This window comes from Kamptonema formosum PCC 6407, from assembly GCF_000332155.1.
GTDB classification, from domain to species: domain Bacteria; phylum Cyanobacteriota; class Cyanobacteriia; order Cyanobacteriales; family Microcoleaceae; genus Kamptonema; species Kamptonema formosum.
On the sequence record NZ_KB235898.1, the window covers coordinates 160,025 to 172,771 of the forward strand.

The 12,747-nt window shown below is 43.0% G+C and carries 15 protein-coding genes; 8 read left to right on the forward strand and 7 right to left on the reverse strand.

Annotated features, from left to right (window positions below; translation table 11 throughout):
* Window positions 1-28: 28 nt before the first annotated feature.
* A complete protein-coding gene (locus OSCIL6407_RS0100680; protein WP_019486811.1) occupies window positions 29-280 on the reverse strand; it encodes a hypothetical protein in 252 nt (83 codons plus the stop codon).
* Window positions 281-946: 666 nt separating this feature from the next.
* Here OSCIL6407_RS0100680 and OSCIL6407_RS0100685 point away from each other — a divergent pair.
* Together OSCIL6407_RS0100685 and OSCIL6407_RS0100690 are read left to right on the forward strand one after the other, a co-directional pair.
* Complete coding sequence (locus tag OSCIL6407_RS0100685) at window positions 947-1,336, forward strand: BON domain-containing protein (protein ID WP_007353929.1); 390 nt, start codon at window positions 947-949, stop codon at window positions 1,334-1,336.
* Between the two features lie 314 nt (window positions 1,337-1,650).
* Window positions 1,651-2,082 (forward strand): DUF2294 domain-containing protein, encoded by a 432-nt coding sequence (locus OSCIL6407_RS0100690; protein WP_007353930.1) that lies wholly within the window; start codon window positions 1,651-1,653, stop codon window positions 2,080-2,082.
* Here OSCIL6407_RS0100690 and OSCIL6407_RS0100695 read toward each other — a convergent pair.
* Window positions 2,060-2,491 carry a response regulator gene (locus OSCIL6407_RS0100695; RefSeq protein WP_007353931.1) on the reverse strand — a complete coding sequence of 144 codons (432 nt, stop codon included), beginning with the start codon at window positions 2,489-2,491 and terminating at the stop codon, window positions 2,060-2,062. The genes OSCIL6407_RS0100690 and OSCIL6407_RS0100695 overlap by 23 nt on opposite strands.
* 510 nt (window positions 2,492-3,001) lie before the next feature.
* Here OSCIL6407_RS0100695 and OSCIL6407_RS0100705 point away from each other — a divergent pair.
* The 5 genes from OSCIL6407_RS0100705 to coaBC all read left to right on the forward strand — a co-directional run bounded on the left by OSCIL6407_RS0100705 (window position 3,002) and on the right by coaBC (window position 9,171).
* Window positions 3,002-3,805: a DUF2267 domain-containing protein gene (locus tag OSCIL6407_RS0100705; RefSeq protein ID WP_007353932.1), complete on the forward strand. Its 804-nt coding sequence runs from the start codon at window positions 3,002-3,004 to the stop codon at window positions 3,803-3,805.
* A gap of 254 nt (window positions 3,806-4,059) precedes the next feature.
* Window positions 4,060-6,711 (forward strand): bifunctional diguanylate cyclase/phosphodiesterase, encoded by a 2,652-nt coding sequence (locus tag OSCIL6407_RS0100710; protein ID WP_019486813.1) that lies wholly within the window; start codon window positions 4,060-4,062, stop codon window positions 6,709-6,711.
* A 150-nt stretch (window positions 6,712-6,861) separates the two neighbouring features.
* A complete protein-coding gene (locus tag OSCIL6407_RS0100715) occupies window positions 6,862-7,485 on the forward strand; it encodes an alpha/beta hydrolase (protein ID WP_007353727.1) in 624 nt (207 codons plus the stop codon).
* Between the two features lie 83 nt (window positions 7,486-7,568).
* Window positions 7,569-7,781 carry a protein IsiD gene (gene isiD, locus OSCIL6407_RS0100720; protein WP_007353728.1) on the forward strand — a complete coding sequence of 71 codons (213 nt, stop codon included), beginning with the start codon at window positions 7,569-7,571 and terminating at the stop codon, window positions 7,779-7,781.
* A 187-nt stretch (window positions 7,782-7,968) separates the two neighbouring features.
* Window positions 7,969-9,171: a bifunctional phosphopantothenoylcysteine decarboxylase/phosphopantothenate--cysteine ligase CoaBC gene (coaBC, locus tag OSCIL6407_RS0100725; protein ID WP_007353729.1), complete on the forward strand. Its 1,203-nt coding sequence runs from the start codon at window positions 7,969-7,971 to the stop codon at window positions 9,169-9,171.
* A gap of 144 nt (window positions 9,172-9,315) precedes the next feature.
* Here coaBC and OSCIL6407_RS0100730 read toward each other — a convergent pair whose 3' ends face one another.
* The 4 genes from OSCIL6407_RS0100730 to OSCIL6407_RS0100745 all read right to left on the reverse strand — a co-directional run bounded on the left by OSCIL6407_RS0100730 (window position 9,316) and on the right by OSCIL6407_RS0100745 (window position 10,747).
* Window positions 9,316-9,687: a transcriptional regulator gene (locus OSCIL6407_RS0100730; protein WP_071592433.1), complete on the reverse strand. Its 372-nt coding sequence runs from the start codon at window positions 9,685-9,687 to the stop codon at window positions 9,316-9,318.
* The gene (locus OSCIL6407_RS0100735; RefSeq protein WP_007353731.1) at window positions 9,659-10,003 is read right to left on the reverse strand and encodes a type II toxin-antitoxin system RelE/ParE family toxin; all 345 of its coding nucleotides are present in this window, start codon (window positions 10,001-10,003) and stop codon (window positions 9,659-9,661) included. The genes OSCIL6407_RS0100730 and OSCIL6407_RS0100735 overlap by 29 nt, the downstream gene beginning before the upstream one ends.
* 89 nt (window positions 10,004-10,092) lie before the next feature.
* Window positions 10,093-10,416, reverse strand: a complete 324-nt coding sequence (locus OSCIL6407_RS0100740; protein ID WP_007353732.1) for a helix-turn-helix domain-containing transcriptional regulator — start codon at window positions 10,414-10,416, stop codon at window positions 10,093-10,095.
* A complete protein-coding gene (locus OSCIL6407_RS0100745) occupies window positions 10,409-10,747 on the reverse strand; it encodes a type II toxin-antitoxin system RelE/ParE family toxin (RefSeq protein ID WP_007353733.1) in 339 nt (112 codons plus the stop codon). The genes OSCIL6407_RS0100740 and OSCIL6407_RS0100745 overlap by 8 nt, the downstream gene beginning before the upstream one ends.
* 146 nt (window positions 10,748-10,893) lie before the next feature.
* On the opposite strand from OSCIL6407_RS0100745, the gene OSCIL6407_RS0100750 reads away from it, so the two are divergent.
* Entirely contained in the window at window positions 10,894-11,367 is a 474-nt protein-coding gene (locus OSCIL6407_RS0100750; protein WP_019486815.1) for a hypothetical protein, read from the forward strand.
* A gap of 139 nt (window positions 11,368-11,506) precedes the next feature.
* Here the strand turns inward: OSCIL6407_RS0100750 and OSCIL6407_RS0100755 are convergent, their stop codons facing one another.
* Window positions 11,507-12,559 carry an aromatic ring-hydroxylating dioxygenase subunit alpha gene (locus OSCIL6407_RS0100755; protein WP_007353736.1) on the reverse strand — a complete coding sequence of 351 codons (1,053 nt, stop codon included), beginning with the start codon at window positions 12,557-12,559 and terminating at the stop codon, window positions 11,507-11,509.
* Between the last annotated feature and the right edge of the window lie 188 nt (window positions 12,560-12,747).

The following is a 12,747-nucleotide window of genomic DNA, read 5'->3' on the forward strand; positions in this document are numbered from 1 at the left end:
AAAACTTAAATGTTTTAGCAACCGGAACTCAAGCAATTTTTTGATCGTCATCGAAGAATTGCTGTACCTCGCTAGTGGCTATTAAGTTCCAGCCTTGAAGTCTTAATTTCTGAAATGTTGCCCATCCTTTAGAGCCTCCGGGTTCGAGGTAATCCGGCACAGCGAATTGCCCAAAAGCTGTATAGGGCCGCCAGGGTTGATTCGGTGCTGTCCGCAAGTGTAAAATTTTTTCCTGGTTTTCACTTCCCATGCGGGGCAACCAGCACATTTGCTTTAACATGATCGAACTCCTCAGTCTCGTAAGGGTCAATTTGTTGCTCTCCCAAATTTTACTCTGTGACTCCCTTAATGCCTCTCGTAGTGCATAATAAGAAAGAAGGATAAGATCGACCTTTACCAATTACTGCTTATCGATGGAACGGCAGTCAGTAAAGCTAATTTGGGTGGGGTAAGGTTTCCTAGTTGTTGGCTAGAAAACAAGTGCAGCGCAGGAAGAAGCAAGAACTATAAACGCTGCACCAAGGCTCAAACTATAAAGAAGAGGAATCCACTGGATTGATTTATCCATTTTTTCTCCTCTGGTGTACAATTACATCCTCATTTTCTCCTTTTCCGGAGCGGGTAACATCTTTCTAAGGTATAACCTGTACTTGCAAAAAATTTGTTTCTTAAGTTACAAATTGCTCGCTTCAGCTAAAAATATTTTATTTTTGCCTCTACATACAGTGCTGTAAAAAGTCTGGGAAAACAAGTGTAGGACTGATGCAGAGCTCCCTCCAACTCTCTTAAAAAACGAGGCAAAAAAATTTTCAAGTTCTTCTTTTTGCGGGTGATAGAGGGGATAACTGTTGGCAGCTTTGTTAATTTCTCTCCAGAGGCAGATGAGATAGCACTTCTGCCCACCTTAAATTGTATTTACACGAACATTATTAGAGGATAATCAGCGATGGGTTGGCTGCAAAGACTATTTGGTTTAGAAAAACCTCACCAAGAGGAAGCCCCCGCTCCTCAATCTGCTCCTCAATCTGCTCCTCAATCTGCTCCTGCTCAAGCCCCGGCAACTAAATCTGCGACAACAACGCAAACTATTCCAGCAGAGCGAGTAGGGTTAAATGGAGAATACGATCAAAGTGGCTTGGCTAAGCGTGTGGCTCTTGCTTTCGATCAAAATCCTGAAGTAGCAGATATCGATAGTGTATATGTAGCTCAACTGGGCGGCACTGTGGTGTTAAAAGGAAAAGTTTCCAGTCAGGAAGTTCTCAACAAATTGGTAAATATTGCTAGAGGTGTCAACGGTGCCAGTGGGGTGGAAACGAATCAAGTCACTATCGGGTAAAATATGTTGTTTGGCGGTGGATAATCTATGGGAAAGTTCCCCTTGAGAGAACTTTCCCTCAGTAAAAGCTATCGTTTATCGCTCTAGTTTACGCTGGAGAGTGGGGATGGGATATTGAATTTGCATCTCTTATCCAAAACCCGAAATCTACTAAACTTGTACTAAGCTTGAAGCCGAAAAGTTGCGACAAATAAGCCTAACTTCTACTCAGATGACGCTCTTAAAATTGACTATTCTGAATCTCATCAATTTGCTGTAGACTTAGTTATTAGATCGAGTCACTTCATAGAGCCATCTTAAGCTATAGCAAATTTATGACTGGGGAAACTTTAGAGCCTACTCGCGGTCAGTTAGAACGGAATCTTTCGCAGCGCATACTTGCTCTGTATCGCTCTCAGTTGGGACATCAGCCCACTCAAGTGAGCTGCACTCTTGTAGATGAAAAGCTAATAATAGTCTTGGAAAATGCCCTTACTCCACCCGAACAACTTTTAGTCCAAAACGGTCAAGAAGGTTTGGCTCAGCAGGTACGCTCCGAGCTGGATATGGTGATTCAGTCGCAACTTAAGGAACTGATCGAGAAAGTTCTAGAAGTACCTGTTACCGATCTCCTCAACGATTCGACTTTAGAGACAGGGAGGACTGGAACGATCGCGATTTTGGAGTTTGTCCCCAAATTTCGCGATGTCGTTACCAAGTCCAAGGCTAAATCAGAAATGCCCTCTAGTGGAGGTGGCGGCGGATAGTTATTTCTAAATTATCCAGGTTAAAAGGTTTGCAAATGTAGTCAGTAAAACCAGCTAAGAGAATACGCTTGCGGTCTTCAGGTCTTGCCAATGATGTAACGGCAATAATTGGAATATTGACAAGTTTTGGGTCTTGCTTAATTTGGGAAATTAATTCAATTCCGTCTATATCTGGCAGGCGGATGTCTAATAAAATTAAATCGGGTAGGCGATCGCGGATAATGGCGAGTGTTGTTTTCCCATCCACAGTTCCCAAACACGAACAACCAAACAAATCGAGAATTTGGCTCATCAATTCTAAGTTGTCCAGATCGTCATCTACAGCCAAAACTAAAGGTCGGGGGTCAAATTTATTTTGACCTGGGTTCAAGGTACATTCCCAATCTGTACTCAGAGTAGAGTAAATCATAAACTTGCAAGGTTCTGTCGTAGAAAACTTTGAAACGAGGCATTCCCCAAGTGGCGAAGCGGCACCTGAGACCGACTGGCTCGTGTTTATGATTGGTAAGTTGGCAGCCTTGACTGGATTTAAACTCAACAGTATCCATCTGAGAGCCAAGCTACTAGCGAAATTATATTTTCAGTCGTTTTGCAGCAAATATAAAGAAATTATAAAGCAAAAAGTAGTGAAGTGGTGTATTCGGATATACCGCACTAGCGAAGTTGAGTTGAGGCTGCTTTCAACGATGTGCCAATATTGCATAGCTCTCACTAAAGGCTCATCTATCTAGAGTAGTATTTGCTTTGGTAGGGGTATTTCTCAATTTACTTCTACTGAGAGATACCAGGATTTAGGCTTTAGATTTCAATAAAATATAGGCTGTCATCCCTAAAAAAATAGCGGAGGAAGTGAAGGTAAAAATTTACGATTTAAAATCCACAACTGCATAAATTTTCATTAAATAATTAGGAGATTTTTATGACAATAGCGATCAGAGAGGATCTGACTTACATCCTGCTGAAAAAGATTGAGGAAGGAGATGGTAGCAGGGGCGAGTCAGAAATTAAGCAAGCCGCAGAAGAGTATGTGGGCAAAGAAGTTACAGAAGCAGACTTACTCGGTCACTTGGATTACCTCAATCAACAAGGATTTATTGAGGCGGAATTTAGTGGAGACGCTTACGGCGGCATAGATCCTCTGCCGCCCTTAGTAGCTTTTCAAGAAGCAGATTTGACTGAAAAAGGTCATCAACTGCTAAATAAGATAGAGCAGAGCCCTCGCAAGTCTCTGCACCAACAAGGCTCAGTGGTTCCTATTGCTCATAAGGATCGCCCTTTCCTAGAAAAAGTGATGGTGAATGGTCACTTGGAGGATATTTTTGATGCCAAAGATATTACCGAATTGGTGTATCGCACCATGCGAGACTTGATGACAACAGATGCCTCCGATCGCGTAGCTGCTGAACTACATAAAGAGACGTTACCTACAGAGGACAAACGCCTGCAAGATGAAATTGTCGATTTGTGGAAAGATACTAATCCTTTAATAGGATTGCTCAGTCGAGTGCGTCCACCTTGGCATGGGCCGGCTCCTTTTGTAATCGATTCCGATCTTTTTGCTTTCCGCGTCGAACAAGAGGGCGGACTTCCTTCGGGAGTGAAGCCAGAAATCGCTATTAAGGCTGTATTTTCTGCCACTAAAGATGAGCTATCTCAGGAGCGAATTAACGAAATAGCTGGCTTTTTACCGGAGAGAATCCGAAAAATTTGGGAGGAAGCTTAAAGGAGGAAACTGAAAGTAGGACTTACCAGACATCTCTTATCTATTCTCTCCAGAACATTAAGTCGTCTTCCTAGCAAAGGTTGGCGACTTTTGTTTGAGATTTAATAAAAATTTTAAATTTTGTGCAAGTTTTTTAATATTTACCCCCTAAAAATAATACTATCGAATAAAGGACAAAGTGTATTTAAGATAACACTTAAGCTCCACGATAGTGATTCGTAAATGGCTGTTTTCAGCTTAGGAGATGGAAGGGGATGGCTAATAAAAAACTTAGACAACTATCAAGCTCAGCAATGGAGCGCGAGAGTTTGCTTAACCGAATTACTACTCGCATTCGTCGTTCCCTAGAACTGCAAGAGATTCTGACAACAACAGCACGAGAGATCCGTTCTTTTTTAGACACCGATCGCGTTAAAATCTATCGGTTCGATGCCGATGCTAGCGGAGAGGTAATTGCCGAATCAATTAAGGGCAAAAATTTGCCCTCTTTGCTGGGCCTCCATTTTCCGGCGAACGACATTCCGCTTCACACGCGGGAAATGTTTATCAAAGCCCGCCAGCGAGTGATTGTAGACGTAACGTCGCAGCATCAGACGATTAACAGGTTAGATTGCCCAGAAACAGGGGAAAGTTTAACGATCGAGGACATTTACTATGGCGCAGCCGACCCCTGCCACGTCGAATATCTGACTACGATGGGAGTCTGTGCTTCCCTGACTGTACCAATTTTACATCAAAATCGGCTTTGGGGACTGTTAGTAGCTCACCACAGCAAACCTCGTCAATTCAGCGAGCGAGAGTTGAAAATAGTACAGTTGCTTGTAGATCAACTCTCAATTGCGATCGCTCAATCTTCTCTGCTCAGCCAAGCTAGACAGCAAGCTCGCGACGAAGCGATCGTTAACCAAATTAGTAGCCTCCTCCACTCCCCCCTGGACATTACAGAAATTCGGCAAACTGTTCTCGAACAAACAGTTAAAGCCTTGTCAGGTTCCGGGGGGAGATTGTATATCACACCCGATCCAACTGGTCAACCTGCCCAACTTTATATCTACGGTTCGCAGCCCAAGGAAGGATGGATTGAAGAAAGTATTTTTTGGCAGCAAATGATGGGGGTTTTCAACCAAGACGAAGGGGAGGCGACTGCCCACAAAAATACCACAGAAGAGAATTTCTTTCAACCGTTAATAGCGGGAGGAGAGAGAGGACTAGACTTAACTATTTACACTTCTATTATACCACAAATTTACACAATTCCCGATATTTACAAAGAACCTCAATTAGAGTCTTTAATTTCAAGTTTCCACTCAGTTCCTATTCGCTCAATTCTGATCGTACCACTGCAATACCGCCACCAGTACGTGGGCTGCTTAACTATTTTCCGCAGCGAAATAGAAACCGATACTTTATGGGCGGGGCGCTGGAATCGAGACGAACGCAACCACCGCCCCCGGATTTCCTTTCAAGCATGGCGAGAAGTCAGAACTGGACAGGCACAAAACTGGACGAATGAGGAATTAAAACTGACAAAATCGCTGGGAATTCACCTTTATATGGCTGTGATGCAAAGACGGGTAGAGGGGATGGTACGGCATCAAGCTTCTCACGATCAACTAACTGGTTTAGCCAACAGGTTACTATTTAATGAAAGGCTATCTCTAGCTTTAGCGAATGCCAATCAGCGCGGGGAAATGCTAGCAGTAGTATTTCTCGACTTGGACGGATTCAAACACATTAATGATACTCTTGGTCATGCCGTTGGCGACCAATTATTACAATGCGTTGCCCACCGTTTAATTACCTCTTTGCGGACAGGAGATATTATTGCGAGATGGGGTGGGGATGAATTCACCTTTCTATTTTCTCATATTAAATCTGCGGAGGATACTACTAAGATTTGTCAGTTAATTCTGCACAGTCTTAATACTCCTTTTCAACTGGAAGATCGAGAACTTTATATTAAAGCTAGTTTGGGAATTGCTCTGGCTCCTTATGACGGAGAAGATGCCGATACGCTGCTGAAAAATGCTGATGCTGCGATGTATAGAGCTAAACAGCAAGGGAGGAATAATTATCAGTTATATAGCCCTGCTATTGGGAGTAAAGCTTTTGAGAGACTGATATTAGAAAATAATTTATACAGAGCTTTAGAACACAAAGAATTTCTGCTATATTATCAGCCGCAAATTGATTTAAATACGGGTATGATGATGGGTGTGGAAGCGCTACTCCGCTGGCACCATCCCGAACGGGGATTGATTCCTCCTAATGAATTTATCCCTTTAGCAGAAGAAACTGGATTAATTTGCCCTATTGGGGAATGGGTAATGCGGACTGCTTGTGCTCAAAATAAAGCGTGGCAGTTAGCTGGATTACCACCAATTCGGATGGCAGTTAATCTTTCGGCTCGCCAATTCCAGCAAACAAGTCTGGTAAAAACTATTCCGCAAATTTTAGAAGAAAGCGGGCTTAAACCTGAATATTTAGAAATAGAAATTACTGAGAGTATTGCTGTGCGTGATGTCCAGTTTACTATTGCTATTCTCTGTCAGTTGCGCCAGATGGGTATTCATATTTCTATGGATGATTTTGGCACGGGTTACTCTTCGCTGTCTTCTCTGAAACATTTGCCGTTAGACAATTTAAAAATAGACCAGTCGTTTATAAAGGAGCTGATGAGCGATCGGAACGATGCTGCTATTATTAAGGTAGTGTTAGCTTTGGGTCATGGTCTGAAATTGAGAGTAATTGCTGAGGGAGTGGAAACGTGGGATCAGTTACAATTTTTGCGAGGAATTAAGTGTGACGGTGCCCAGGGATATTTCTTTAGTAGACCTTTGCCCGCGAAGGCGCTAACACAAATGTGGAGAATGGGATATGGGGAATGGGGAATGGGGAATTGGTAATTGGTAATGGCTAATAGCTAATTGCTAATGGCTAATTGCTAATTACCCATCCTCCCCATCCTCCCCATCTCCCCCTCTCCCCCTCTCCCCCTCTTCCCTAGTCCCTAGTCCCTAGCCCCTAGTCCCTTCTTCTATAATTAGCAATTACCCATGTCTTTACAATCTATTAGTGTGCCAGCAAAAACTACTCAAACACCTGTGGGCGTGATTGTTGCACTGCACGGATGGGGTGCAAATTATCATGATTTGGCATCCTTAGTTCCAGTGCTAAATTTGCCTGATTACCATTTTGAGTTCCCAGATGCACCTTTTCCTCATCCTCAAGTGCTGGGGGGAAAAATGTGGTATGACTTGCAAACTAAGGAGTATCAAGGTTTGGCCCAAAGTCGGCAAATGCTGAGGGATTGGCTGCTGTCTTTAGAAAGTAAGATCGGGATACCTTTGTCTAGGACTATTTTGGGCGGGTTTTCCCAAGGCGGCGCGATGACTCTGGATGTGGGGTTAAGTTTGCCTTTGGCAGGTTTAATTTGTCTGAGTGGATATTTGCACTCTGTTCCTCAACCTGCTAGCAAGGTTTTACCGCCCACTTTGATTGTACATGGCAGGCAAGATACGGTTGTGCCTTTGAGTGCGGCGGTGCGATCGCGAGACGATTTGACTGCTTTGGGTGGCCGGGTGCAGTATCGTGAATTTGATATGGGGCATGAGATTCGGCCGGAAGTGATAGATTTAATGCGAAGTTTTGTTGTGGAAACTATGCCAAAAACGAGTTAAAGGTTTAGGATGTAATATGGATCTTTAAACAAGACTCCAAAACTAATGGTTAAGGCAGGTGCCGCTTAAGGAAGGTGCAAACGATGAAGACTTTGATCAAAGCATCCCGTGATATTGCTGCACTGACTTCGGAGGATGTGGCAAAGTTGGCCACTCGTTTGGAGGAAGATGATTACACCGATCCTTTTGAGGGATTAAATGATTGGCATTTGCTTCGGGCTATAGCCTTTCAGCGTCCAGAGTTAGCCGAACCCTATTTCCACCTGCTGGATATGGAAGCTTACGATGAAGCTTAACTGAAGATCGAGTTAGTTATTCTTTTTTCTCGCAAATGTTAATAATTCCTGGCGAATAGAATTCGCGACTACACAAACGAAGTCCGCCTGCGCGGACTGAAAATTGAGTCAGAGAATAGAACCCGCGCAGGCGGGTTTTATCTGGGTAGCTGCGGTTTTAACCGCCGCGTCAATAATTCCTGGTAGTATGAATGGCAGAAGAATTTTAATTGGGATTAGTGGCGGTATTGCGGCTTATAAAGTCTGCGAAGTGGTTTCAACTTTGGCTAAGTCAGGTGCCCAGGTGAGGGTAATTCTCACTGATTCGGCCCAAGAGTTTATTACGCCTTTGAGTGTGGCTACTTTGTCTCGCCATTCTGCTTATACGGATGGCGATTTTTGGCAACCCACACACTCGCGCCCGCTACATATTGAGTTAGGAGAATGGGCAGAAATTTTCGTTATTGCGCCTCTGACGGCTAATACTTTGGCGAAGTTGGCGGGGGGTTTTGCGAATAATTTGCTGACTAATGTTGTGCTGGCTTCTCGGTGTCCAATTCTGTTGGCCCCGGCGATGAATACGGATATGTGGGAACAGTTGGCGGTGCAGCGGAATTGGCGGCAAGTATTGACAGATGAGCGTTTTTGTGGTATGGAGCCTGGTGCTGGGATTTTGGCTTGCGATCGCGTCGGTGCTGGTCGGATGGCGGAACCAAGTGAGATTTTAGCGCACATTGAATCGTTGCTGCATACTGGGGGCAAGCAAGATTTAAGGGGTAAGCGGGTGTTAATTAGTGCGGGAGGAACGCGGGAACATCTCGACCCGGTGAGGTTTATCGGCAATCCTTCTAGCGGTAAAATGGGGATGGCTTTGGCTGTGGCGGCTTTGCATCGAGGGGCGGCAGTGACTTTGGTACATAGTATAGATGAGAGGTTATTGCCCAGGGGAATTTTGAGAGCGATCGCAGTTGTGAGTGCTTTGGAAATGCGCGAGGCGATGCTGTCTTGTTTCCCGGAGGCGGATGTAACGGTGATGGCGGCGGCGGTGGCGGATGTGCGGCCGAGGGAGTATTTTAGTGAGAAGTTGCCTAAGCGATCGCTTCCTAGTTCTTTGCCTTTGGAACCCGTGCCGGATATTGTAGCTGAGTTGGGGAGTTTGAAGCAGCCCCATCAAAAACTGGTCGGATTTGCAGCACAAACTGGAGATATTGTCAAGCCTGCGTTGGAGAAGTTGGGAAGGAAGAAGTTAGATGCGATCGCGGCCAATCCAATTGATAAAATAGGTGCGGGTTTTAATAGCGATACTAATCAGGCAATTTTGATTAATTGTCAGGGGCAACAACTAGAAATTCCACCTTGCAGCAAGTTAGAAATGGCCCACCATTTATTTGATTTTGTATTCGCAGAATAGAGTTTCCATTCAATTAGTTTCCCCAGAGAGTAGACATAAGTTGGCAAGCTCACTATCAGGAAATTTATCGTTTCTATTCAATTAGTTTTCCCAACGAGTGGGAAGCTAACCTTATTATCACACAGACAGGGCGAGATGTCCAATTTAATCGCTCCCATCATTCGTAATAACAACTTTAGTCACTTCCTCAGTCATCAATTCATCATCTTTAACTGTAACGGCCAACCTAAAACCTAAAGCATCCAGTAACTCAACAAAAGCATAAATTTCTGCACAACCACTCGCCGTCAGTAACTTGTCAAGTTTCTTATGTTTCAGTTGAGTTGAATCAGAAAGTTTATTCATTTTTGCATAAGCTTCAACAACATTTCTAAGTACCTTTGGCAGCAATTTAGGTTCATCACCGCCTTCTTGCAAAGTCACCTCAATATAACCCGCAGTTTCCTCCCAATTTTGGAGAGTTTCAATCAAAAATTCGTGGTAGCTTCTACTTGTTGGCATTTTGACTGTTTGCATAATCTTCCCAATACTCCTTAGCTTTCTCAATATCTTGTTTTTGAGTCTTTTTATCTCCCCCTATTAGGAGAAGAACAATTGTTAATCCAACTTGTCCAAAGTACACCCGATAACCAGGGCCATAGTCAATTCTCAGTTCAAATACTCCGTCTCCGACTGAAGAACTATCGCCCAAATTACCAAATTCAACTCTGTCAAGCCTTGACTTAATTATAACTCTGGCTCTAGTATCTCGGAGCGAGTCATACCAATTCTCAAAAGGACTTGTTCCATCGGCTCTCAGGTAGTTCTCAATCTGTCTTGGTTGCACTTCCATAATTTTACCGCACTCGCCGATTAATTTCTATAGAACCTGCCAGAAATTCAACCCCTAGCGGACGAATAAGAATCACTGTAGTAGCAACTTTAGTCGATTCCCATTGTAAATTCATCTTCTTTAATCGTAACTGCCAGCCGGAAACCTAAAGCATCCAGCAATTCTACAAAACTGTAAATTTCTGCACAGCCACTCGCTGTCAGCATCTTGTCAAGATTCTCATGTTTCAATTTGGCTGAATCAGAAAGATTATTCATCCTCATCCGAGCTTCAACCACTTTTCTGACTGCATTAGATAGCAGTGCAGGTTCAGGATCTTTTTCTTCCAAAATAGCCTCGATAAAGCTAGCAGCGTGTTCCGAATCTTTTAAAGACTCAATCAGAAACTCGTCGTAGCTATCACTTTTAGGCATTTTCACTTTTTGCATAATCTTCCCAATACTCCTTAGCTTTCTCAATATCTTGTTGTTGCGTACTTTTATCACCGCCACAAAGGAGAAGTACAATAGTTTCTCCTATTTGTCCAAAATAGATCCGGTATCCTGGGCCATAATTAATTCTAAGTTCCCAGACACCTTCTCCTACCGATCGATAATCTCCCAGATTACCCAGAATAACTCGTTCAAGCCTTGCATCAATTTTAGCTTGAGCTTTCCCATCTCGCAAACAATTGTACCACTCTAAGAAAGGAATTTTGTCATCTGGTGTAATGTAACGTCGAATTTCTCTTGGTTGCACTTCCATAATTTTACCGCACTCGCTCGCTAATTTCTATAGTAGAGGCAATCCGCACCTATTCCTAAAACAAATCATACTTAAGAGAGAGGCATCTGAGTGATGATCGAGTAACTCTTAGTAGAGAAAAGTAAGATTCAAAAAAAGTCTCGCCAATGAATGCAAAATTAATCGGGAAAGCAAATCTACTACTTAGCAGCCTAATAGTTAGCCTGGGAATGTACACCTTCCCAGCATCAGCACAGCAAGTCTCCAATGCTCAAGTTTCCGCACTCGTGGAAGCACTGCGACAAGCCGCACCGCCTAACTCTCCTAATGATGGAATGTACAGCCAATGGCAAATTTTACCAGGCAATATTCCCCGCTGGTCAAAATTATGTATTAAACAAGAATTAACACCCCAACAATTTGAGGCGGACACCGCAAAAGCGCGGTCAGTTGTTACCTGTATAGTGGGCGATACTCTGCGCGATGAATATAAAGCTAGCGGTAACAATGAATTATCAGCAGTACGTCGTTCAGCTTGTTGGTGGATGACTGGAAAATCGACAGCTTGTAGCAGCGGTGACACCGCTACCTATGTCCAAAAAGTTGTCAATTTTTATCAGCAACAACGGAAAAAAAGTTGAACTCAAAGGCTAATTTAGTAATCTGGATAACTGGAGTACCTGTGATACCCCTTTATTCCTTAGTCCGCGTAGGCGGACTTTGTTTGTGTAGTAGCGATTTCAATCGCCAAATAATAAACATAATAAACGGGGTATAAAACTACTTTTCAACTTGACTCCTCATCAACCGCTGTACGCTTACCAAAGCCCGATTTAATTCATAACCTTTGCGTTCAGCATTCTGCAAATAAGCCTGCTGTTCCTCCTCAATCATCTGCACATCTTGACGCACCAAACCATCTAATAACTTTTGAGCCGCACCAAACAAACTATCCTTCACAAATCGACGGAATCTCATAGGCAATTTATGCAAACGCCAAAAGGCATTTAATGATGTAAAATGAATCAAATAAGCCTTAGTTGCAGTAGCGCTAATTGGGCAAACTAAACAGTAAATCTTAAAGTCTTTGCCTAAAGTTGAAACCCAGTGCGGATAAACATAACTTACATCGAGCGGTTCTGGATGGAGGCGACGCAAAGCCGGGAAAAATAACTGAGAAATCGACCAAATTTTATCAATTTTGTAATAGCTTTGAGCTTGATAGTGAGCATCTACTCTATCAGCATCTTCATCCAAATCTTGTAACACCGGCTCTGCCCAAGCTTGCCAGTCTTGATGCAAATGTCCGTGATACATATCCATCAAATTTTCAATTAAAAACGAATAGTGAGCCTGACAGTTAATAACTGAAACTGTGGCAATATAGTTGATATGTTCCCACTCCGGTAAACCTAACAGAGAAACTTGTTCTGCTTTAGTTTCGTCCCCTGGAAATAGCCAGATAAAACCGTCTTGTTCTTTAACTGGAAAAGAGCGAATTTTGCAGCTAGGCAACTTTTGATTATCTGCTAAATAATCGACTTCTGCACATTCACCGCTAGCATTAAAACGCCATCCATGATAGGCACATTCTAGCAAATCCCCTTTAACTTGACCGTGACTAAGTTTAACTTGTCGGTGAGGACATCTATCTTCCAATGCGCGAATTTCCTCTGTATTATCTCGATAAATAACTATCGGTTGATTCCAAAGAATAACAGCTATAGGTTGAGTTTTAACCTCGTTACTTCGCGCAACTACATACCAGAAATTGTAGTTAATACCTAACTGGCGAATATGATTATTTTGAGTAGTCAAAGTTGGAGACTGCATTATTAGTTGTTAGTTGTTAGTTGTTGTTATCATGTTGAGGCAATAAATCGGATTTCTTTACATAATTCCTGATTTAGTCCGCGCAGGCGGACTTTGTTTGTGTAGTAGCGATTTCAATCGCCGAATGATTAAGGAAGGATCTAACAGTTAACCGTTAACTGTTAACAGTTAACAGTTAACAGTTAACA